This is a genomic window from Lentzea pudingi, assembly GCF_014646255.1.
GTDB classification, from domain to species: Bacteria; Actinomycetota; Actinomycetes; order Mycobacteriales; family Pseudonocardiaceae; genus Lentzea; species Lentzea pudingi.
Genome location: NZ_BMNC01000003.1, coordinates 430,831 through 452,095, shown reverse-complemented (window position 1 = coordinate 452,095; position 21,265 = coordinate 430,831). Strand labels below are relative to the sequence as shown.

At 71.9% G+C, this 21,265-nt stretch carries 20 protein-coding genes; 11 read left to right on the top strand and 9 right to left on the bottom strand.

Translation table 11 applies throughout. From position 1 onward, the window contains the following. Positions 1–47 precede the first annotated feature (47 nt). Together IEY88_RS13090 and chvE are read left to right on the top strand one after the other, a co-directional pair. Positions 48–3,026: an RHS repeat domain-containing protein gene (locus IEY88_RS13090; protein ID WP_189154960.1), complete on the top strand. Its 2,979-nt coding sequence runs from the start codon at positions 48–50 to the stop codon at positions 3,024–3,026. A gap of 197 nt (positions 3,027–3,223) precedes the next feature. Further along, positions 3,224–4,318, top strand: coding sequence for a multiple monosaccharide ABC transporter substrate-binding protein (gene chvE / locus IEY88_RS13085; RefSeq protein WP_189154959.1), 1,095 nt, complete (start codon positions 3,224–3,226; stop codon positions 4,316–4,318). Between the two features lie 21 nt (positions 4,319–4,339). On the opposite strand, the gene IEY88_RS13080 is transcribed toward chvE, so the two are convergent. Both IEY88_RS13080 and IEY88_RS13075 read right to left on the bottom strand, forming a co-directional pair. Further along, the gene (locus tag IEY88_RS13080) at positions 4,340–4,693 is read right to left on the bottom strand and encodes a hypothetical protein (RefSeq protein ID WP_189154958.1); all 354 of its coding nucleotides are present in this window, start codon (positions 4,691–4,693) and stop codon (positions 4,340–4,342) included. 1 nt (position 4,694) lies between these two features. Further along, entirely contained in the window at positions 4,695–5,153 is a 459-nt protein-coding gene (locus IEY88_RS13075) for a TetR/AcrR family transcriptional regulator (RefSeq protein ID WP_189154957.1), read from the bottom strand. Positions 5,154–5,306: 153 nt separating this feature from the next. Here IEY88_RS13075 and IEY88_RS13070 point away from each other — a divergent pair, with 153 nt between their 5' ends. Then, positions 5,307–6,233 (top strand): NADP-dependent oxidoreductase, encoded by a 927-nt coding sequence (locus IEY88_RS13070; RefSeq protein ID WP_189154956.1) that lies wholly within the window; start codon positions 5,307–5,309, stop codon positions 6,231–6,233. 7 nt (positions 6,234–6,240) lie between these two features. Here the strand turns inward: IEY88_RS13070 and IEY88_RS13065 are convergent, their stop codons facing one another. Continuing rightward, positions 6,241–6,636 (bottom strand): MerR family transcriptional regulator, encoded by a 396-nt coding sequence (locus IEY88_RS13065; protein WP_308425974.1) that lies wholly within the window; start codon positions 6,634–6,636, stop codon positions 6,241–6,243. A gap of 140 nt (positions 6,637–6,776) precedes the next feature. Between IEY88_RS13065 and IEY88_RS13060 the strand changes: the two genes are divergently transcribed. Next, positions 6,777–7,226 (top strand): hypothetical protein, encoded by a 450-nt coding sequence (locus IEY88_RS13060; protein WP_189154955.1) that lies wholly within the window; start codon positions 6,777–6,779, stop codon positions 7,224–7,226. Between the two features lie 24 nt (positions 7,227–7,250). Here the strand turns inward: IEY88_RS13060 and IEY88_RS13055 are convergent, their stop codons facing one another. Further along, positions 7,251–10,268 (bottom strand): AfsR/SARP family transcriptional regulator, encoded by a 3,018-nt coding sequence (locus tag IEY88_RS13055; RefSeq protein ID WP_189154954.1) that lies wholly within the window; start codon positions 10,266–10,268, stop codon positions 7,251–7,253. Between the two features lie 200 nt (positions 10,269–10,468). Between IEY88_RS13055 and IEY88_RS13050 the strand changes: the two genes are divergently transcribed. Further along, positions 10,469–11,908: a PepSY-associated TM helix domain-containing protein gene (locus IEY88_RS13050; RefSeq protein ID WP_189154953.1), complete on the top strand. Its 1,440-nt coding sequence runs from the start codon at positions 10,469–10,471 to the stop codon at positions 11,906–11,908. Positions 11,909–11,994: 86 nt separating this feature from the next. On the opposite strand, the gene IEY88_RS45070 is transcribed toward IEY88_RS13050, so the two are convergent. From IEY88_RS45070 to IEY88_RS13040, 3 genes are all read right to left on the bottom strand, one after another. Then, the gene (locus IEY88_RS45070; protein ID WP_268241231.1) at positions 11,995–12,129 is read right to left on the bottom strand and encodes a hypothetical protein; all 135 of its coding nucleotides are present in this window, start codon (positions 12,127–12,129) and stop codon (positions 11,995–11,997) included. A gap of 37 nt (positions 12,130–12,166) precedes the next feature. Further along, positions 12,167–12,715: a sigma-70 family RNA polymerase sigma factor gene (locus IEY88_RS13045; RefSeq protein ID WP_189155409.1), complete on the bottom strand. Its 549-nt coding sequence runs from the start codon at positions 12,713–12,715 to the stop codon at positions 12,167–12,169. A gap of 70 nt (positions 12,716–12,785) precedes the next feature. Further along, positions 12,786–13,361: a sigma-70 family RNA polymerase sigma factor gene (locus tag IEY88_RS13040; protein ID WP_189154952.1), complete on the bottom strand. Its 576-nt coding sequence runs from the start codon at positions 13,359–13,361 to the stop codon at positions 12,786–12,788. Here IEY88_RS13040 and IEY88_RS13035 point away from each other — a divergent pair. From IEY88_RS13035 to IEY88_RS13015, 5 genes are all read left to right on the top strand, one after another. Then, on the top strand, positions 13,306–14,160 hold the full coding sequence (locus IEY88_RS13035; RefSeq protein WP_189154951.1) for a zf-HC2 domain-containing protein: 855 nt from the start codon (positions 13,306–13,308) through the stop codon (positions 14,158–14,160). The two genes, IEY88_RS13040 and IEY88_RS13035, sit on opposite strands and share 56 nt — an antisense overlap. A gap of 257 nt (positions 14,161–14,417) precedes the next feature. Next, on the top strand, positions 14,418–16,301 hold the full coding sequence (locus IEY88_RS13030; protein ID WP_229693330.1) for a bifunctional copper resistance protein CopD/cytochrome c oxidase assembly protein: 1,884 nt from the start codon (positions 14,418–14,420) through the stop codon (positions 16,299–16,301). Positions 16,302–16,308: 7 nt separating this feature from the next. Next, the gene (locus tag IEY88_RS13025) at positions 16,309–18,501 is read left to right on the top strand and encodes a heavy metal translocating P-type ATPase (protein WP_189154949.1); all 2,193 of its coding nucleotides are present in this window, start codon (positions 16,309–16,311) and stop codon (positions 18,499–18,501) included. Positions 18,502–18,600: 99 nt separating this feature from the next. Beyond that, entirely contained in the window at positions 18,601–18,996 is a 396-nt protein-coding gene (locus IEY88_RS13020; protein ID WP_229693329.1) for a YciI family protein, read from the top strand. Further along, the gene (locus IEY88_RS13015) at positions 18,993–20,234 is read left to right on the top strand and encodes an RNA polymerase sigma factor (protein ID WP_189154948.1); all 1,242 of its coding nucleotides are present in this window, start codon (positions 18,993–18,995) and stop codon (positions 20,232–20,234) included. Before IEY88_RS13020 ends, IEY88_RS13015 begins: the two co-directional genes overlap by 4 nt. A 49-nt stretch (positions 20,235–20,283) precedes the next feature. On the opposite strand, the gene IEY88_RS13010 is transcribed toward IEY88_RS13015, so the two are convergent. Next, positions 20,284–20,478: a hypothetical protein gene (locus IEY88_RS13010; protein ID WP_189154947.1), complete on the bottom strand. Its 195-nt coding sequence runs from the start codon at positions 20,476–20,478 to the stop codon at positions 20,284–20,286. A gap of 155 nt (positions 20,479–20,633) precedes the next feature. Between IEY88_RS13010 and IEY88_RS13005 the strand changes: the two genes are divergently transcribed. Next, on the top strand, positions 20,634–21,083 hold the full coding sequence (locus tag IEY88_RS13005; protein WP_189154946.1) for a DUF4383 domain-containing protein: 450 nt from the start codon (positions 20,634–20,636) through the stop codon (positions 21,081–21,083). A gap of 13 nt (positions 21,084–21,096) precedes the next feature. On the opposite strand, the gene IEY88_RS44160 is transcribed toward IEY88_RS13005, so the two are convergent. Continuing rightward, positions 21,097–21,264 carry a hypothetical protein gene (locus tag IEY88_RS44160; protein WP_308425973.1) on the bottom strand — a complete coding sequence of 56 codons (168 nt, stop codon included), beginning with the start codon at positions 21,262–21,264 and terminating at the stop codon, positions 21,097–21,099. Between the last annotated feature and the right edge of the window lies 1 nt (position 21,265).

Below are 21,265 nucleotides of genomic sequence, written 5' to 3'. Positions count from 1 at the left end.
CGCGTCGCCAGAGTTGCGGGTGCTGTCCGATCAACAAGGGGGGCCTTGTGACCGCACGCCCATCCGCGCTGCGCAAAGGAATCGTCCTCGCCGCACTCCTAGCGCTGTCGACGACATCGGTCGAGGTGGTGTTCCCTCGGCCCGCGCCGGCGGCACCTCAGGACCTGCGGGCCGACACCAGACCCGGCGTCCTGTCCGCCCCGACGATCGTCGACGCCGCCGCGTACGCCGCGCCCGGTGGCTCGACCCACCTCCACACGGCGAACCGGCGCAACCGGGTGTCCGCGAAGGGCACCGGCTCCGGCGGCGGCACCGTCCGCCACCACTTCGAGTTCCACACCTCCACCGCCGGTACCGCCGCGACGCTGAAGGCGACCTGCACGAGCGCGGCCTCCGCACCGGGCACGCAGGCGGGGTGCCGGCCCACCGCGGACCTGCCGGACGACACCGCGATCGTCGTCAGGGCGAGGACCAGCGACGGCGTCCTGCACTCGGCCTGGTCCGCGTGGTCGCTGTTCCGCGTCGGGGCCGCGACTCCGGCCGCGCCGACCATCACCTGCCCGTACGCCAACGGTTCGTGGCACGACACCCCGCCGTCGGAGAACGTCACGTGCACGATCACCGCACCGGGCAACGGGTTCAGCGCCCCCGGCTACGTCAGGGTCACCGTGGACGGGCGGCCGCAGGCGACGAACTTCACCGGCGGCGCCCCTGGTCAGCTCAAAATCGTGCCCTCCGCCGACCCGAACGTCGCCAAGGCGACCATCACTGTGCCGAACTCGCAGGGCCTGCACACGATCCGGGCTCAGGCCGAGACGCCGGCGGGCACGCTGTCGGCAGCGGCGGACCACGGGTTCGGGTACGGCGGCAGCACGCTGACCAGTCCCGCCGCGTCCCCGCACACGACCACGACGGGCGCCGTGCGGATCTCCGCCTCCGGTCCGCCCCACGGCGGCTCCGCGCCGCCGACCGCGACGGTGCGCTGGCGTTTGGCCGGTTATGGCGGCACCAGCGAGACCACCGGCTGGAACACGGCGGCCAGCGCGCCGCTGACGGTGACGGACAACGGCGCCGCGGGCGTGACGGTGTCGGGCACCTGGGACGCGGCCGCCGAGACCCGGGACGGCCTGCTCGACGCCGATCCGAACACCGCGGGCATCCAGGCGACCCCGCTGGACGCGCGCGTTCCGGCGTTGATGGACGTCCAGGTGTGCCTGACGTACTCGGCGTCGACCCGGTGCACGTGGTCGCAGTCCAGGACCACGGTGCTGCGGGTGCCGCACGCGTTCGGCGACGGGTTCCCGACCGCCGAGGCGGGACCGGGGCAGGTGGCGCTGTGGACGGGCGAGTTCCACACGGAAGCCACGGACATCTCCGCGCCCGGCTATGCGGGTGACCTGACGGTGTCCCGTTCTCACTCCACGTTCGCCGGCGCCACCGATGCCGTCAACGGCGTGTTCGGCCCCGGCTGGACCGCGCGGTTCGACGGCGCGGAGGCGGGTGTCGCGGGTATGCGGGTCGTCGACAACACCCGGCTCGACGGAACGATCGCGTTGATCGACGGCGAGGGCTCCGCGCTGGTCTACTCCTCCCCCACCGGCATCCGGCGCACGGGCGCGAACCTCGGCGCGGGCACCTGGGTGGCGGCCGACGAGGAGACGTCGCTCGACGCGGGCAAGCTGACCGTGGCGGGCACCGGCGCGGCGACGACCATCGCCCACACCGACGACGAAGGCACTATCACGACGTTCACCACGTCGTCGGCGCCGACCTTTGCCACGGCGGGAAAGTTCCGGCCCGGCTCCATCTCCGAGGCGGGCAGCGCGAGCAGGACGACCTACAGCTACGACCCGGCGAACGGGCGGGTGACGAGGATCGTCGCTCCCTCCGCGCCCGGCGTCACCTGTGTCGACGGGCAGGGCCGGTACACCAACGCGGTGGGCTGCCGTTCAGTGCGCTTCGACTACGGCACAACGGGTTCCGCCACCGGGCGGCTCGTCGCGGCGTGGCTCGACATCTACCGCCCGGACAAGCCCGGTGGGGCGGGCATGGACTCGATCAAGGTCATGGCCTACACCTACGACAGCGCGGGCCGGCTCGCGACCGCGACCGATCAGCGCAACAACCTCGGCACCACCTACGGCTACGACTCGGCGAACCGGCTCACGTCGGTGAAGCCGGCCGGAAAGGCGCCGTTCCAGTTCGGCTACGTCACGGCACCTCAGGTCAAGCTCGCGTCCGTGCGGCGCGACCGGCCCGAGGGCGGCACGGCGACACTGGCGTCGTTCGTCTACGACGTGCCGGTCACCGGTCCAGGACTGCCCGACCCGTCCGGCGGGTCCGTCGCGAGGTGGAACCAGGTTTCGGCGCCGCAGAAGGGGTTCGCCGTCTTCGGTCCTGACCACCCGGTGACCGCCACGACCCCCTCGGGCATCGCGGCCGGCGACTGGGAGCACGCCGCCCTGCCGTACACCGACGACCGGGGCCACACGGTCAACACCCGCACGGTCAAGTCCTACGCCCCGGTCGTCGCCGGTGACGGGGACGGCTGGGCTCTGGGCACTCCCGTGTCCGTGAGCACCGGCGTGGACCTGAACGGCGCGCCGTCGCCGGGTGACGTCGTCGCCGGTACCAAGAGGACGGTTCGCTACACGGTCGCCGCCAGCGCCGCACACCCCGAGTGCGGCGCGAAACCGCAGTGGGCGGGCCTGGTGTGCAAGACCTACCCGGCTGTGGGCCCGGCACTGCCGACGACCACGACGACGGCGTACGACTACCGGCTCGAGCCCACGACCGTCGTGGAGACCTCTGGCTCGGTGACCCGTGCGGAGACCACGATCCGCCTCCCGGACGGCCGGGTCGCGTGGACCGAGACCGCAGTGGCCGGTTCGGCGGTTTCGACGAAGGAGTACGAGTACGACGCGAACACCGGCGAGCTGACGAAGGTGACGGCACGCGGGCCGGACGGTTCGGTCGTGGGCACGGTGACCGCGAGCTACGACTCGTGGGGCCGCAGAACCTCCTGACCAGCCGTCGAACGAGGGCCCTGTCCTCCCGGGCCATTCGTGTTCTCGATGCCCCGCACGACTCCCGCTTGATCCCTCCACCGCCAGTTGTTAACGTGCACATCCGCTTGTGGCGCAGGTCACACGCTGAGTGTGCCTTCGGCCTGCCTCGTCACCGCGGCGACCGTCAATGATGTTGGTCCGCGCGAGGAGCCGGGATGCGATCGTCGAAGTTCGTGCTGCCTGTGATCGTGCTGCTGGCGACCGCGTGCGGTGCGCCCGCCGCGGGGCAGCAGGGCAAGCCGCTCGAGAGCGCGCTCGTGGGCGTCACCATGCCGACGACGAAGTCGCAGCGCTGGACCAGCGACGGCGAGAACATCAAGCGCGACCTCGAGTCTCGCGGGCACCGGGTCGACCTGCGGTACGCCGAGAACGACGTGCCGAACCAGGTCAAGCAGGTCCTGGCCCAGATCGCCGCCGGCGCGAAGCTCCTGATCATCGCCTCGGTGGACGGCTCCGCCCTCACCCAGCCGCTGGCGATGGCCGCGGAGGCCGGGATCCCGGTGATCGCCTACGACCGGCTCCTGCGCGGCAGCCCGAACGTCGACTACTACGCGACGTTCGAGAACTTCCGGGTGGGCGTCTACCAGGCCGAGTCACTGCTGACCGGACTGGAGCTGCGCAACGCCGACGGCGGTCCGGGTCCCGCGCCCGGTCCGTTCAACGTCGAGCTGTTCGCGGGATCGGCGGACGACAACAACTCGGTGTTCTTCTTCAACGGCGCCATGTCCGTGCTCAAGCCCTACATCGAGCAGAAGAAGCTGGTGGTGCGCAGCGGTCAGACGGAGTTCCAGGCCGTGACGACCCTGCGGTGGGACGGCGAGACCGCCCGCAAGCGCATGGAGGAGATCCTCACGACGGCGTACCGCCGCAACAAGGTGAACGGCGTGCTTTCGCCCTACGACGGCATTTCCCTCGGAATCCTCACCGCGCTGAAGAACAACGGCTACGGGCCCGCCTTCCCGATCGTGACGGGTCAGGACGCCGAACTCGACTCCGTGAGGTCCATCATCGCGGGCGAGCAGTACTCGACGATCTACAAGGACACCCGCGAACTGGCGAGGGCCACGGCGTCGATGGCCGAGGCCGTGCTGAAGGGCCGGACACCGCCGCAGCTCAACAACCTCAACGACTACGAGAACGGCGTCAAGATCGTCCCGGCCTTCCTGCTGAACCCCGTCGGCGTCGACAAGTCCAACTACCACAAGGTCCTCGTCGAGTCCGGGTACTACACCGACGACCAGCTCCGCTGAGCGTTCGTCACCACTGGACGATCACCGCCTCGTCGCCTTCTCGACCATGGCCACCACGGCGCGCGGGTCGTCCACCTCGACCACCAGCCGGGTGTAGGTCTCGTCGGCCAGCTCCACGACGACGGCCTTCTGCGCGTCCCGTACCGCCCAGAAGACCTTCTCGCCCTCGTGGTGGAACGTGCCCGCGGTGATCACCTTCGGCAGGTGCGTGCCCGGCGCCCGGACCCCCTTCGGCTCTCCCAGGATCCCCGGATCCACGGTGGCTCCGCGCACGTTCGCCAGAGGAATGGTCAACCTGCTCTTCAAGGCCCACAGCTTGTCCAGGCCCTCCATCTCCACGACCAGGTCCTGGCCCTGCACACTCACCACTGCCATGTCAGATCTCCTCACCAGGCGCCGTTTCCAGCGCGTCGTCCTCGGTCGGGACGTCGACGGAAGGCCGTCCGCGCAGCCACCGGCCCAGCAGCGCCTCCGTGACTCCCGGATCACCCGTGGCCGCGTCCAGCTCGGCGAAGACCGACGACACCAGCCCGGCCACCTCCGAGTCCTCCGGCGCGCGATCCACGGCGGCGAGCAGCAGCAGGTCCCACGTCAGGACGGCATCCGGCCGCGCCGCTAGAGCCAGGCGCGGTCGCACTTCCCGGTCGACGTGCCGGCGCAACGCCGCCAGGTACAAGCCGCGTTTGCTGCCGAACACGCCGTAGAGGCTGTTGCGGTGCACGCCGACCCACTTCACCAGGTCGTCGATCGAGACACCGTCGTAGGTGCGGCGGGCGAACAGCTTCGCGGCCGCCTCCACGACCTCGTCCTCGTCGAAAGACCGTCGTCGTCCCATGTCACGACCCTAGCGTTTTCAGGAACGATCAGTCAAGAACGGCCGTTCCTAAATATCCTCCGCGTTGCCTGGGTCACATCGGGTGGAAGTTGACACCTGTGTCAACGAATAGCTTCGAGTTGTCCCGAACAGACGGCGAAGGAGCAGGACACCATGGGCAAAGCGTTGGGGTACAAGGAATTCGGCGGCGCCGACGTGCAGGAGTTCTTCGAGCGGCCGGACCCGGCGCCCGGCCCCACGGAGGTCCTCGTCCGAGTCGCGGCGGCCGGGGTCAACCCGCTCGACCACAAGCTGCGGTCCGGCCACGGCACCGCCCTGAACGGCCACCTGCCCTTCCCCCAGGTCCTCGGGATGGAGGCGGCCGGCACGGTGCTGTCGGTCGGCGACGAGGTGACCGGGCTGAGCGTCGGCGACCGGGTCACCGGGTTCGCGCTGACCGGTGCGGGCACGTACGCGGAGACCACGCTGCTGCTCGGCGAGTCCACGGCGCGCATCCCGGACGCGCTGCCGGAGACCTGGGCGGCGACCATCCCCGTCGCCGGCACGACCGCGCTGGACGTGCTCGACCAACTCGACCTGCCCTCCGGCGCGTCGCTGCTGGTCAACGGCATCGGCGGCGGCGTGGGCAGCGCACTGGCCCAGCTCGCGCGAGACCGGGGACTGGTCGTCACCGGCACCGCCGGCCCGGCCAAGCGGGACCTCGTGACGGCGACCGGCGCGACCTTCGTCGACTACACCGAAGGCGATCTGGCCCGCCGGCTCCGAGCGCTCGCACCAGACGGCTTCGCGGCGGTGGTCGACAACGTGGGCGGAGAGTCCCTGCGCACTGTCGCCACGCTGGCGGCGAAGCAGGGCGCGGTCATCTCCGTCGGGGACCCGGCCGTGACCGAACTGGGCGGCGAGATGGTGCTCCGCCGCGTCGACCGGGCGAACCTCGAACGCGTGGCCGAGCTGATGACCACCGGTCGCCTGGATCCGCACATCACGCGGACCTACCCGCTCGCACGGGCCGACGAGGCACTGGCTCTCGTCGAATCAGGTCACGCCCCCGGCAAGCTCGTCCTCGACCTGAGCCTCTGACCCGCGCTCAGGCGGCGCCGGCCTGCTGCCGGTACCGCGTGTTGATGTCGATCAGCTCGTCGAGGACGGACCTCGCCTCGACGAGCCGGCCGATGTCGGCGGTCAGCCGATCGCGTTCCCCGAGCATGGTGGCGAAAGCGTCCTCCGCGACCTCGGTGTCGTCACTGTCGACGCAGGGAAGCAGCCGGGCGATCACCTTGCTGCTCAACGCGGCGTCGAGCAACCGCCGGATGATCTCGACCCGCGCGACCTCGGTGGCCGCGTAGTGACGTTGCCCGCCGGCCGACCGCGTGCTGTGCAGCAGCCCCTGCTGCTCGTAGTACCGCAGCGAACGCGCGCTGACGCCGGTCAGCCGTGCCAGTTCGCCGATCTTCATCGTGTGGGCGCCGGAACTTGTGGTCACGAATCCAGCCTACGGCGCGAGGACGCGCTTGACCGCGGGCCGTCGTGGCGAGCGCTCAAGGTTTTGCGCAAGGTTTTGGGCAAGGTCGACGACGCAGACTGGGGCGGCGCAAGCGAATTCGACCCTGAGGGGGGACGAAAGTGAAGATCACTTCAGTAGTCGCGGCCGTGCTGTTCGCAGCCTCGACGTCACTCGCGTTGGCAGGCACGGCGAGTGCCGCGGACGAGAAGCCGCTGCCCATCGCCACGGGCGCCGCGGACACCAACCAGTCCGGTGTCGGCATCCTGGCGTGCACCGGCCACGCGCACTCCAACAAGGACTCGCGGACCGGCCGGCTCTTCGACGGCAGCAACGTCAACATCCGCCGCGGCCCGCACACCTCGTGCACGTCCGACGGTCAGGGCCAGCTCACCCACAACGTGGACTACCACTGCTACGCCGTGGGTGACTCGGTCACCAGGAACGGCATCACGTACACCACGTGGACGTACCTGCGGAACACCACGACCGGTGTGCAGGGCTGGGTCAGCGACTCGTTGCTGGACCTCAACCCCAGCGGCGCGACGCGGGGCAGCCTGCAGCCGTGCTGACGCCGGCCACGACGCCGCACGTGATCAGCTGCGGGTGAGCTCGGCCAGCAGGGTCGCGGTGGCGTCGTGACCGAGGCGGTGGCCGGTGCCGAGGTGGATTCCCATGGCCTCCTTGCACCTGGCCACCGCCGCGTCGACGGCACCGCACGCGGACCAGGCGCGAGCCAGGGCCGTGAGAGCGCGGCCATGGAGCACCCGGTAGCCGGACTCCGCCGCCAGTGAGACGGCCAGCGAGGCCGGGGCGGGGTCGGGGGAGCCGAGTGCCTCCACCGCGACGCTCAGTTCGATCAGGGACTCCACCTCCCCGCGCCGGTGACCGTCGGCACGGGCGAGGTCGAGTGCGTGGCGGTGGCGTTCGGCGGCCTGGGCACAGCGGCTCCACCTGCGGTCGACGAGACCGAGCGCGTTGTGGGCGGCGAGCTCGGCGCCGCGAGTGCCGGTGTCGCGGGCCAGCACGAGGGCCTCCTCCGCGTGCTCGGCGGCCCGGTCGTGTTCGCCCTGTGCGCACTCGGCCAGTGCGAGGTGGGCGAGCGTCGTCGCCTCCAGGCCGCGCGCCCCGAGGTCCAGCCGAAGTGCGGTGGTGAAGAACGCGACGGAACGGGAGATCGCGCCCAGTTCGAAGCAGATCCTGCCGAGCAGGCTGAGACCTGTGAACTCACCGATCCGTGAGGCGTGCGCGCGGTGAACGGCAAGTGCGCGCCGGCAGTACCGTTCGGCGAGGCGGAGGTGGCCCATCTCGTAGAAGACGGTGCCGAGGTCGCCCAGCACCTCGGCCTCCCCGACCTCCTCGCCGACCGACCTGGCCACGGCCAGCGCCCGCGCGTGGCACCCGGCGGCGGCGCGCAGCCGGCCGCGGTGGCGGTGGACGACGCCGAGGTTGCCCAGCGCGGCCGCCTGCGCCTCGTCCCAGCCGACCTGTTCGCTGAGCGTCCTGGCGAGTTCGAAGTGCTTCTCCGCGAGCAGGTGGTGGCTCAGGCTGAGCCGCGCGGTGGCGATGCCGTGATGCATCGCGGCCTGCGCGCGAAGGTCACCGTCCACAACGGACGCCCGTAGTCCCTCGTACGCGGTGTCGAGCCAGTCGTCGTGGTGCTTGCGCAACCAGAAGTAGCCCCGGAGCGCGTCCGCCAGCCGCCACGCCACCGGGCCACCGGCGGTGCGGACGAGCGCGACCAGGTTGTGGCGCTCGGTCTCCAGCCACCGCAGTGCCTCGGCGCGATCGGTGAGCGCCGTGCGCACCTCGGGCCGTGGCAGGCGCAGCATCGCCGGGTTCACCAGCTCGGCGGCGGCGCAGGCGGTCTGCAGGTACCAATCGGCCAAGCGCCCCAACGCCTGTGGATCCGCGCCGAGCTGCCGTGCGTACAGCCGCAGCAGGTCGTGCATCACGAACCGGTCCGGCGCGGTCTGCTCGATCAGGTGCGCGGCTCTGAGCACGTCCAGCAACCGCCGCGCGGCGGGCAGGTCCGCTCCGGCCAGCGCGGCGGCGGCCGCGGCGCTGTGCTCGGCTCCGGGATGCCACCCCAGCAGGCGGAACAGCCGCGCGGCAGGCAGCGGCAACGCCCGGTAGGACCACGAGAACACGGTCCGCACCGACGAGGCCGGGTCACCGGGCACGTCCAACGCGGCAAGGTCACCCAGATCGTTCAGCCCCGCCAACAGATCCGCTGGCCCGGACGACCGCCGCGCGACGACGCGCAACGCGAGCGGCAGTCCCGCGCACCGCCGGGCCAGCTCGACCGCCGCCGGGAACTCCGCGTCGACCCGGTCCGCGCCGAGCACCTGCCGCAGCAGCTCCAACGCCTCCGGTTCGGTGAAGCGTCCCAACGTGATCCGATGCGCTCCGGTGCGGACCACCAGCCCGGCCAGATCGTCCTGGCTCGTCACCAGCACGACACCGCCGTGCCGGTCCGGCAGCAACGGCCGCACCTGCTCGGCCGACCGCGCGTTGTCCAGCACCACCACCATCCGCGACCCGGCCAGCGTCGAGCGGTACAGCGCGGCCCGCTCGTCCTCCCCCGGCGGGATCCGCTCCACCCCCAGCGCGCGCAGAAACCCTTTCAGCGCCTCGGATGCGGACAACGGCTCGGCGGCGTCGCAGCCGCGCAGGTCCACGTACAGCTGTCCGTCCGGGAAGTCGCGGCGGTGCAGGTACGCCCACTGCGCCGCGAGCGCGGACTTCCCCACGCCCGCGGTGCCCACGATCACCGACACCGGACGGCCGAGTTCCCGCAACGCCTCCGCGCGGCCGACGAAGTGCGGGACAACGCCTGGCACCTGCACCGGTGGCGGGACCTCCACCGGCGGCGCCACCTCGCGCGTCTGCCGCAGCAACGCGGTGTGCAGTCGTTGCACCTCGGGCAACGGGTCGACACCGAGCGCGTCGGCCAGCCGGTCGCGCAGCCCCTGGTAGGCCGCGAGCGCGTCCGCCTGCCGCCCCGACCGGTACAGCGCCAGCATGAACTGCCTGGTCAGCCGCTCGTCCAAGGGGTGCTCCCGCACCGCCGCGGCCAGCTCGGTCACCAGCTCACCGTGGCGGCCCGTGGCCAGCCGCAGGTCGACCCGGTCCAGCTCGACGCCGAACCGTTCCTTCGCGAGGTTCTCGCGCACGTCGTCGAGCCACGGCGTGCTCACCCCGGCGAACGCCTCGCCGCGCCACAGCGCCACCGCCTCGTCGAACAGCGCGAGGCGTTCCGCGAGACCGCTCTCAGCCCGCCCCTGTGCCAGCAGGCCGTGGAACCGGTGCAGGTCCACGGCCTGCGGGTCCACCGCGAGCACGTAGCCACCGGACCGGCGCGTGATCGCCACGTCCAGGCCGCGAAACACCTGCCGCAACCGGGAAAGGTACGTGTACAACGTGTCGCGCCCCTGCCGCGGCACGCCGTCTCCCCACGCCCGTTCGAGCAGTTGCTCCGCCGACACCACCTGGTTCGCGTCGACCAGCAACGCGGCCAGCACACACCGTCTTCGGCCGTGCCCGAGCTGGACGGCCTGTTCCCCACTCCAGGCCCCCACAGGTCCGAGCAGCCGGAACCCGACTTCCCCCACCCGACTGGGATAGCACGCCGGTGAGGCGCGGCGGGCCGGGTTGCCGCGCCGTTCGCCCGACCAGACCAACACCGCGGGGCGAGATTCGTGATCGTCCGACCGCGCTGAGTCATGGTCGGAACACGCGGGAACTGAACGGGCTTCGCGGACGACTACTGCTCCAGCCCCCGCATTCCGTCCCCACCACAGAGGTGTCCCCGATGTCCGCTCCCCCGCTCGAGCTCGAACGAACAGACGAGACACCCCGCACCAGCCAGATCTCGGTCGTACCGCTGCTGCGCAGGCTGCACTTCTACGCAGGCGTCCTCATCGGACCGTTCCTGGTCGTGGCGGCCGTGACCGGCATGCTCTACGCGTTCGCGCCCCAGATCGACGACGTCCTCTACGGCGACAAGCTGTGGGTCGAACCCGCGGGCACCGCGCGTCCCGTCTCCGAGCAGGTGGCGGCTGCCCAGGCGGCGCTGCCCGAGGGCACCGTGACGGCCGTGCAGCTCTTCGACGACCCCGAGGCCACGACCCGTGTCGTGTTCGCGGCTCCCGGGCTGGCGGAGGAGTACAGCAAGACCGTCTACGTGAACCCGTACACCGCCGAGGTGAAGGGCGAGCTGACCACATGGGCGGGCTCGACCCCGGCCGTCACGTGGCTCGACCAGTTTCACCGCGACCTCCAGCTCGGCGCGGTCGGCAACCTCTACTCGGAGCTCGCGGCGAGCTGGCTGTGGGTGCTGTCGCTGGTCGGTCTCGTGCTCTGGCTGGCCCGCCGCCGCACCGCCAAGCGCCGGGTCCGTGCGCTGCTCGTGCCGGAGAAGGGCGCCAAGGGCGTGCGCAGGAGCCGCTCCTGGCACGCGAGCCTCGGCGTCTGGGCGCTGGTCGGCGCGCTGTTCCTCTCCGCGACCGGCCTGACCTGGTCGAACTACGCCGGCGAGAACTTCAGCGCCGTGCTGACCGCCCTCAACGCCAAAGCGCCCGCCCTGGACACCGCGCTGCCCGGTTCCACGCCTGCCGCGACCACGCCAGGCGGGCACTCCGACCACGGCGGCACCGCCGGCACCGGTGAGCCCGTCGACGCCGAGACCTTCGACAAGGTGCTCGCCGCCGGACGTGGAGCGGGCCTCGACGGACCCGTCGAGCTCTCCCCCGCCGCCACACCGGGGTCCGCCTGGTCGGTGGGGCAGACCGACCAGCTCTGGCCGGTCCGCCAGGACAAGGCCGCCGTCGACCCCGCCACCGGCACCGTGACGGCCCGCGCGAACTTCGACGACCGGCCGTTCCTCGCCAAACTGTCCACTTTGGGCATCCTGGCGCACATGGGCCTGTTGTTCGGCCTGGCGAACCAGATCGCGCTCCTCCTGCTGGCCGCGACGATCCTGACGCTGATCTTCTTCGGTTACCGGATGTGGTGGCAGCGCCGCCCCACCCGGGCCGACCGCAAGGCGTCGTTCGGCACGGCGCCGAAGCGCGGAGGGTGGCAGCAGCTGCCGCTGTGGTTCGTCATCCCCGCGCCGCTCGTGCTGATCGCGGTCGGCATCGCCATGCCGTTGCTCGGCATCAGCCTCGTGGCGTTCCTGGTCCTGGACGGGATCATCGGCATCGTGCGGTCCCGCAAGCAGGAACGCACACCGGCGGCCGCGGAGAACTGAAGTTCAGAGGTCGCGCGTCTCGGCGTGTCGGGGGTGTCCGATCACCTCCGCCACGCGGGACGCCGTCACGAAGTGCGGCCTGCCGGTCAGCGGATGCGGGACGTGACGAAGACGCGGTCACCGGCCCACCGCATGCGCACGCGGTCCAGCGCGTTCTGGACGATCCGGCGGTCCGACGCGGTTCCCCGGTCCAGCACGACCAGTGTTCTCTGTGCGCCCACCACTTCAGTGGTGACGACGTGAGGAGATCCCGCTCCGTCAGGAGATCCGCCGTCCGGAGCGGTCGTCGGCCAGCAGGGCGACCAGGTCCTCACGTGCCCTGGCCAGGCGGGACCGGATCGTGCCGACAGGACACCCGCACACCTCGGCGGCATCCACATAGGACAGACCGAGCTGCTGGGTGAGCACGAACGCCGTCCGCCGTTCCGGGTCGAGCGTGCCGATCACGTCGTCGAGCACGACGCGGTCCGCGAAGCCGGGCTCCACCTGCTCCGGCACCTCCGCGCTGCGGTGCAGCCGAGGCCTGATCCGCACCGACCGGATGTGGTCGGCGACCACCCGGCGAGCGATGGTGAGCAGCCACGTGCGGGCGGGAGACCGTGCTTCGAAGCGCGACAACGACGCCAGGGCCCGCAGGTAGGTCTCCTGCGTGAGGTCGTCGGCAAGGCGCACGTCGGCGGCCAGGTGCGCGACGAACCGCCACACGTCGGCCTGGGTGGCGCGCACGAAGTCCTCCGCGGCGGTGCGCTCCCCCGCTCCGGCACGCAGCGCCAGAGCGGTGATGTCCGCGTCGTCGCAGCGCAGCATCCTCACAAGAGGGATTACGGACGCGGCACCGAACGGGTTCAGCCCACGTCACCGCCGAGCATCCGGTGCCTCAGACGACGTCGACGTCCTCGTGGTCACGGCCGTTGGTCAGGTCTTCTCGCGCTCGCGCCACCCTGGACCGCATGGTGCCGACCGGGCAGCCGCAGACCTCCGCCGCCTCGGCGTAGGACAGTCCCAGCACCTGGGTGAGCAGCAGGGCCTCCCGGCGTTCGGGGGCGAGGCCTGCGAGCAGGACGTTGAGCTCGACGACGTCCTCGAACCCGGCGGACCGCGCGTGCTCGGTGGCCTGGCCGGTCTCCGAGGCCAGCTGGTGGTCGGCGGACCACGCGATCGACGGCCGCACGACCGCCGCCCGGATGTGGTCGACCACGGTGCGGCGCGCGATGGACAGCAGCCACGTTCGCGCCGAGGACCTGCCCTCGAAACCGGGCAAGCTGCGCAACGCACGGAGGTAGACGTCCTGCGTCAGGTCGTCCGCGACACCGACGTCGGCGAGGTGCGCGCCCAGGCGCCAGACGTCGCGCTGCGTCGCGCGGACGAACCGCTCCACCGCGTCACGATCACCGGCGGTGGCGGCCAGCGCGCTCGCCGCCACCGCGTCGTCGTCACGCCTCGAGGTCGACACGGTCGGGGAGCGCAACCCGGAGTTCGCCGGGAACTATCGACACCTCTGGGCCGACAACCCCTGTGTGGACTGCTGCACCTGCCGCGAGGCTCTGTCCGCGCGACTCGACGGCGAACCCGGAGGCGCACCCGCCGGCGAGGTCGACGCGCACCGGGAAACCTGCACGTCGTGCCGGGCCTGGCACGACAACGCGGCGTCGCTCACCCGCACCCTGCGCGTCAGACCGGCCACCCCGGTTCCCGACCTGACCGCCGCGATCCTCGCCGCCGCACCCCCGTCCGCACCGCGGGGCTGGACACCCAGGGCCCTCCTCGGTGGCTTGGCGGTCGCGCAGCTCACCCTGGGCATGGCCCAGGTCGTCGGCACCAGAGGCGCGTCGGCGCACGGCAGCCACACGACCGGCGTCGACAGCGCCCACCTGTTCAACGAGAGCACGGCCTGGAACCTCGCCGTCGGACTCGGTCTGCTCTGGACCGCGCTCCGCCCGGCGGCCACGTCCGGGATGCTGCCCGTCGTCGGCGCGTTCGTGGCCGTGCTCATCCCCTACTCCGCCAGCGACCTGCTCAGCGGCACCGCGACCGCGGGCCGCGTGTTCAGCCACGCGCTCCTCGTCGTCGGCCTGGGTCTGCTGGCGCTCGTGCACTTCGCCGACAGCGGCCCCAGCGGCCGCACACCGCTCGCACGCGGCGACTCCGACGACACTGCGGGCGACGCCCCGGCCACACCGGAACGCGCCGAACTGCCTCAGGCCCAGCGTCGCGCGCGGCTGCGTCCGGTCAGCAGGCGGCGCGCCGCCTGACTCCCGTCAGTGGCAAGTGGACGTTCGGGAACCGGCGCGCCCTTGTGATCGACTACTTCAGTGCCGGTGTAGCTCCTGTGCCGGCGGCTTGGGAGGGTGGGAGGTGGCGCGTCGGGGGACTCGTCGCCTCCCACTCCGCTGCCCGCGAGCAGCTCTCCGGTCCACTTCGGACACAGTCGCGTCCGTCACACGAGCGGATCAGGCCGGGTTCGCCGGGAACCACGGGACCCGATTGCACGACTGCTCTCTGTGTGAGGGTGAGCAGGGCCGCTGTTGTCGCGTCGGTCGTTTCCGTTGTGTGCGTTGCCGTTGTCGTGTTCTGGGCAGGCGACGTGCACGCCGCGCTGGGCGACAGTGATCCGGGCAGACTCACCTCGCTGGCGTTCGGGCTGGTGCGCACGCTCGCCAACGCCGCCGCCACGGTCACGCTGGGCGCGCTGGTGTTCGGTGTCTTCGTGGTGCCGGCCCGTCGCACGAAGCTGACCGCGCACGCCTACGCCGCCGTCCGCATCGCGGCGACCGCGGCGGCCGTGTGGGTCGCCGCGGCGGCGTTCGCCGTGGTGCTGTCGGTCTCCGACGCCACCGGGCAGCCCGTGAGCGTCGCGCTGAGCCACCTGCCGAGCCTCGTGGCGGCCACGGAGGAACCGAAGGCCTGGCTGATCACGACCGTGGCGGCGGGGCTCGTCGCGGCCGGCACGCGGATGACGCTGACCTGGGTCACGTCCGTGCTGTGGCTCGTACCGGCGTTGGTCGGTGTACTGGCCCCGGTCATCGCCGGGCACGTCGCCAACGGGGCCTGGCACGACGTGGCGACCAACGCCGTGGTGTGGCACGTTCCGGCCGCCGCCGTGTGGGTCGGCGCGCTCGTCGCGTTGCGCGGCTACCTGCGCCACTCCCCCGGCGACACGTCCCCGGACGAGGTCATCAGGCGCTACCACCGGCTCACGACGGCCTGTGCGGTCGTGCTCGTGCTCAGCGGCGGTGTGGTGGCTGCGGTACTGGTCGGACCGGCGGCGCTGACCGGCGGATACGTGGTGCTGCTGCTCATCAAGCTGGCCGTGGTCGCGGTCGTCCCGCTCCTGCGGGCGCGGTGGGGCACCCGTCGGCCGCTCGGCGTCGAACTGGCCGGACTGGGCCTGGCGCTGGCCGCCTCGACCGGTCTCACCCACCTGGTGCCGCCCGCGTGGGCGTTGTCGCGGGCCTCACCGCAGGAGACCGTGCTCGGCTACGAACTCCCGGACGGCCCCTCCGCGGCGGAGCTCGTCCTCGGCTGGCGGCTCGACCTCGTGCTCGGTCTCGGCGCGGTCCTCGCCGCGGCCGTCTACCTGGCCGGCGTGCGGACTCTGCGGCGACGAGGAGACGGCTGGCCGGTCGGGCGGACGGCAGCCTGGACCGCCGGGTGCGCGGTGGTGCTCGTGATGACCTCGTCCGGCCTGGGCCGGTACGCGGCGGGCATGTTCAGCACGCACATGGTGGCGCACATGGCGTTGAACATGCTGGCGCCGGTGTTGCTGGTGCTCGGCGGGCCGATCACGCTGGCACTGCGGGCTTCGCCGCCCGGACCGCGCCAGTGGGTCACCGCGCTCGTGCACTGCCGTGCGGCCCGCGTCGCCGCCCATCCGGCGGTCGCGGCGATCGTCTTCGTCGGCTCGTTCTACGTCCTGTACTTCTCGGACCTGTTCGGCGAGATGATGCGGTTCCACTGGGCGCACCAGCTCATGAACATCCACTTCCTGGTCAGCGGGTACGTGTTCTTCTGGCTCGTCATCGGTGTCGACCGGGCGCCCCGCGCGCTGCCGCACCTGGCACGGCTGGGCCTTCTGTTCTCGGTCATGCCGTTCCACGCGTTCTTCGGCGTGATCCTGATGAACAAGCAGGCCGTGATCGCCGAGGACTTCTACCGCACCCTCGGCCTGACCTGGATGCCCGACCTGCTCACCGACCAACGCCTCGGCGGTGGCATCGCCTGGGCCACCGGGGAGATCCCGATGCTCGTCGTCGTGATCGCCCTGCTGCACCAGTGGGCACGGGCGGACCGGCGGGAGGCCGTGCGGTTCGACCGTGCCGCCGACCACGGCCACGACGACCGGCTGGCCGCCTACAACGCCATGCTCGCCGAACTCTCCGGACGAAGGAACTGAACTCACCATGACCACCACGACGGACCTGTCCGTCGAGCTCTCGGTGTCGGGCATGACCTGCGCCGCGTGCGCGACCCGCATCGAGCGCAAGCTGAACAAGGTCGACGGCGTGCGCGCCACGGTCAACTACGCCACCGAACGCGCGATCGTGCACCTGCCCGACGGCATGCGCGCCGACGACGCCGTGCGGGTCGTGCGCAACGCCGGCTACGACGCGACTCCCGCCGGACAGGACGGGTCGAACGCCGCCGACGTCGTGACGGGGCTGCGCCGCAGGCTCGTGGTCGCCGCCGTGCTGGCGATCCCGCTGGGCAACCTGTCGATCACTCTCGCGCTCGTGCCGGCGCTGCGGTTCCCCGGCTGGGAGCTGTTGTGCGTGCTGCTGGCGTTGCCGGTCGTGGCGTACTCGGCGTGGCCGTTCCACCGCGCGGCGCTGCGCAACCTGCGGCACGGAGCGTCCAGCATGGACACCCTGGTGTCGCTGGGAGTGCTCTCCTCGTTCGGCTGGGCGGTGTGGTCGCTCGTCGCCGGGTCGTCCGGTGGCGGCTACTGGCTCGGCTTCGGCGTCACCGACGGCGGCGCGGACGCGGTGTACCTCGACGTGGCCGCGGGCGTGACCACGTTCCTGCTCGCCGGGCGCTACTTCGAGGTCCGGTCACGGCGCAGCGCCGCCGGGTTGCTCGAAGCGCTCGCGGGCATGGCGGCCAAGGACGCGCGGGTGCTGCGGGACGGCGTCGAGACCGCGGTACCGGCCGCCCGGGTCGTCACCGGTGACCTGCTCGTGGTGAAGCCGGGCGAGGCGCTGCCGGCCGACGGGGTGGTGACCGACGGCTTCTCCGCGGTCGACGCCTCCTCCATGACCGGCGAACCGGTCCCGGTCGAGGTCGGCCCCGGCGACCCGGTCACCGGCGGCACGATCAACCGTTCCGGCCGCCTGGTCGTGCGGGCCACGGCGGTGGGCGCCAACACCCAGCTCGCCCAGATGCGCGCACTGGCCCAGCAGGCCGCGGAACGCAAGGCCCGCGTGCAACGGCTGGTCGACCGGGTGTGCTCGGTGTTCGTGCCGGTCGTGCTGGTGCTCTCGGCGCTCACGCTCGCCGGGTGGTTGCTCACCGGGCACACCACGCGCGAGGCGTTCACGTCCGCGGTGGCCGTGCTGATCATCGCGTGCCCGTGCGCCCTCGGGCTGGCCACCCCGACCGCGTTGATGGTGGGCGTGGCACGGGCCGCGCAGCTCGGCGTGCTGGTGAAGGGGCCGGACGCCCTGGAAGCGAGTCGCGCGATCGACACCGTGGTGCTCGACAAGACCGGCACGGTCACGACCGGCCTCATGCAGGTCACCGGCACCACCTCATTCTCCCCGCACACCGAGCACGACGTGCTGCGGTGGGCGGCGGCGGTCGAGGCGGCGTCCGAGCACCCGATCGGCGTGGCGATCGCGGCGGCGACGGAGGCTCGCCCCGCCGTGACGGAGTTCGAGGCACTGGTCGGCGCAGGCGCACGGGGGCAGGTGGAGGACGGGCTCGTGCACGTCGGCTCCCGCGATCTGATGACCCGGCTGGAGATCACGCTTCCAGCCGGGGCACAGGGTTGGTCAGCGGCACTCGGGTCCGCGACAGGGGTGTTCGTCGCCCGCGACGGCGTGGTGATCGGCGGAATCACCCTGCAGGACGCGGTCCGGCCCTCCGCTCGTTCCGCCGTCGAACGCCTGCACGCGCTCGGCCTGCGCACCGTGCTGCTCACCGGCGACCACGAGCAGGCCGCCCGCGCGGTCGCCGACGACATCGGGATCACCGACGTGATCGCCGGAGTGCGGCCCGCGGACAAGGTCGCGACGATCGAACGGCTGCGCCGCGAGGGGCACCGGGTCGCGATGGTCGGTGACGGCATCAACGACGGTCCCGCACTCGCCGCGGCGGACCTCGGGATGGCGATGGCACGGGGCAGCGAGATCGCCGCGCACGCCGCCGACATCGTGCTCGTGCGCGACGACCTCGGCGTGGTCGCCGACGCGATCACGTTGTCCCACCGGACCCTCGCGACGATCCGCGGCAACCTGGTGTGGGCGTTCGCCTACAACGCCGCCGCGATTCCGTTGGCCGCTCTCGGTCTGCTCAACCCGCTCATCGCCGGTGCCGCGATGTCGTTGTCCTCGGTGCTGGTCGTGGCGAACAGTCTCCGGTTGCGCGCCCACGGCTGAATTCTCTCTGACGGGATGTAGACACGGCACGGCCGGCTCCGACGTCCCACGCGAGGATGTGGCCGACCGGCCGCGTCCACGACGAAGACCAAGGGGCCGATGGTGAAGTACGTGCTCATGATCCACTCCAACCCGCAGCCGTGGGGCCACCCGACCTCCGACTACCTGCCCGAGTACCAGGTCATGTCGAAGGAGCAGCTGGAGCGGCTCAACGCCGACTTCGAGACGATGCTCGGGGAGCTGCGGGAGAAGGGCGAGCTGCTCGGGGGCGAGGCGCTCGGAGCGCCCGAGTCGTCGCGGCTCTACCGCTGGAGCGACGGGAAGCCGCTGGTCACCGACGGCCCGTACTCGGAGGCCAAGGAGCACCTGGCCGGGTTCTTCCTCATCGACGTCGAGAGCCAGGCGCGCGCGGAGGAGATCGCGGCACGGTTCGCGGGGCCGGGCGAGACCGTCGAGCTGCGGCCCGCGATGTGGCCGGGCGGTTCCGACCAGTGAGCGCACGGGTGGTGGAGGACGTGTGGCGGCGCGAGTCCCCGCACGTCCTCGCCGCCCTGCTGCACCGGTACGGCGACCTGGGCGACTGCGAGGACGCGGCGCAGGAGGCGGCCGAGGCGGCGGCGCGGCAGTGGGATCACGACGGCGTGCCCGAGAACCCCCGGGGCTGGCTCATCCGGGTCGCGTCCCGGCGGCTGATCGACCGGGTGCGGGCCGACGGCGCGCGGACGGGGCGGGAGAACGCGCTCAGCGCCGCACTTCCCGTCGACGCCCTCCTCTCCCCGGCCGCCGACCAGGCACCTCGTGACGAAGGCGACGACACGCTGCGGCTGTCGTTGCTGTGCTGTCACCCGAGTCTGAGCCGGTCCTCGCAGGTCGCGCTGACGTTGCACGCCGTCGGCGGACTGAGCACCGCGCAGATCGCCGCCGCGTACCTGGTGCCGGAGCGCACGATGACGCAACGCCTCACCAGGGCGCGGTCCACGTTGCGGACGGCGGGTGCGGTGTTCGGGCTCCCGGCCCCGGCCGACCTGCCCGCGCGCATCGCCGCCGTGCTCGACGTCTGCCACCTCATGTTCACCGAGGGACACACCCGATCCACCGGCGACGCGCTGGTCGACTCCCCGCTGGCGGAGGAGGCCATCCGGCTCACCCGGCAGCTGCACGCGGTCGTCCCCGACCACGACGAGGTCGCCGGCGCACTGGCGTTGATGCTGCTGACGCACGCCCGCGCGGCCGCCCGGACCGAGAACGGCGACCTCGTGCCGCTGGCCGAGCAGGACCGGTCCCGGTGGGACCACCGGCGGATCGCGGAAGGCGTGCGCATCCTCGAAAGGGTGCTGCCACGAGGGCACGTCGGCAGGTTCCAGCTGCAGGCCGCGATCGCCGCCGTCCACGCGGAGGCCGGGAGCGGGGAGGAAACCGACTGGCGGCAGATCACCCTGCTCTACGCCATGCTCGCGCGGGTGGCGCCGAGCCCCGTCGTGACGCTGAACCAGGCGGTCGCGCTCGGGATGGCGTTCGGTCCCGAGCACGGCCTGGCCCTCATCGGCCCGTTGCTCGACGACCCTGCGATGCGGCGTCACCACCGCACTCACGCCGTGCGGGCGCACCTGCTGGAGATGAGCGGCGACCTGCCGGGCGCGCTCGAGAGCTACCGGCAGGCGGCCGGGCTCACGGCGAGCCAGCCCGAGCAGCGCTACCTCAACGGCCGGATCCGCCGCCTCGACCCGAGGTGACGGCCGGCCAGGACGCGTTCGACGTCACCGTCCGGGCTGGAGCACCTGCTCAGCCCTGGTCCGGGTCGTCGGCGGCCGAGTAGTCGGAGATGCCGACGTTGCCCGTCGGGTTCGGTTCGGGGTGCACGGAGCCGGACCCGCTCCGGCCGGGAACGGTGTCCGCGTCGTCCGCGCCCGCCTCCTCCAGCGAGGTGCGGCTCTCGTCGTCGTAGGCCTGCTCGGAGTCCTGGCGTTCCGTGCTCATGCCGGTCGGCTACCCCGGATCAGCCCCGGCGAACGTGGCAGGAGCGGCCTGGTCGAGAGACCGCCGCCCTGGGCGGGCCCGGCTCCGTTTGTGCGGGCAGAACGCGGGTAGCCGGGCTCGACCGAAGAGATTTCCTGCTCTCCTTTGGAGTGGTCATGTCCCGAACCGGAGTCGAGGTGCGGACGCCCGTGCAGAAGGCCGCGCTGGCCGTCAGCATCGTGTTCGCGCTAGTCGGCGTCGCCGGATTCATCCCGGGCGTCACGACCAACTACGACACCATGATGTTCGCCGGCCACGAGTCGCAGGCCATGCTGCTCGGCGTGTTCATGGTGTCGATCCTGCACAACATCGTGCACCTGGGGTTCGGTGTCGCCGGGTTCCTGATGTCCCGCACGGCACACGGCGCCTACTGGTACCTCATCGGTGGCGGCGTCGTCTACCTGTTGTTGTGGCTGTACGGCCTGTTGATCGACCACGACAGCGCCGCCAACTTCGTGCCCCTCAACACCGCCGACAACTGGCTGCACCTGCTGCTCGGTGTCGGCATGGTGGGCCTCGGGCTCGCCCTCGGCCGCGGCGCCGGGGCTCGCGGGCGCCGGGTGTAGAGCTCACCGGTGATCACCGCCAGCGCGGCCGCGCTGGCGGTGCGCTGTCATTCACGCGCCACACCGAGGGCGGTGGGCGGCGGCAGATGCCCAGCACCTCGTGGTCTTCGGTGTCCGCGGCCAATGCCCGCAGCACGCCGGTCCCGACGTTGCCCGACGCTCCGGTGATCACAACTCTCACG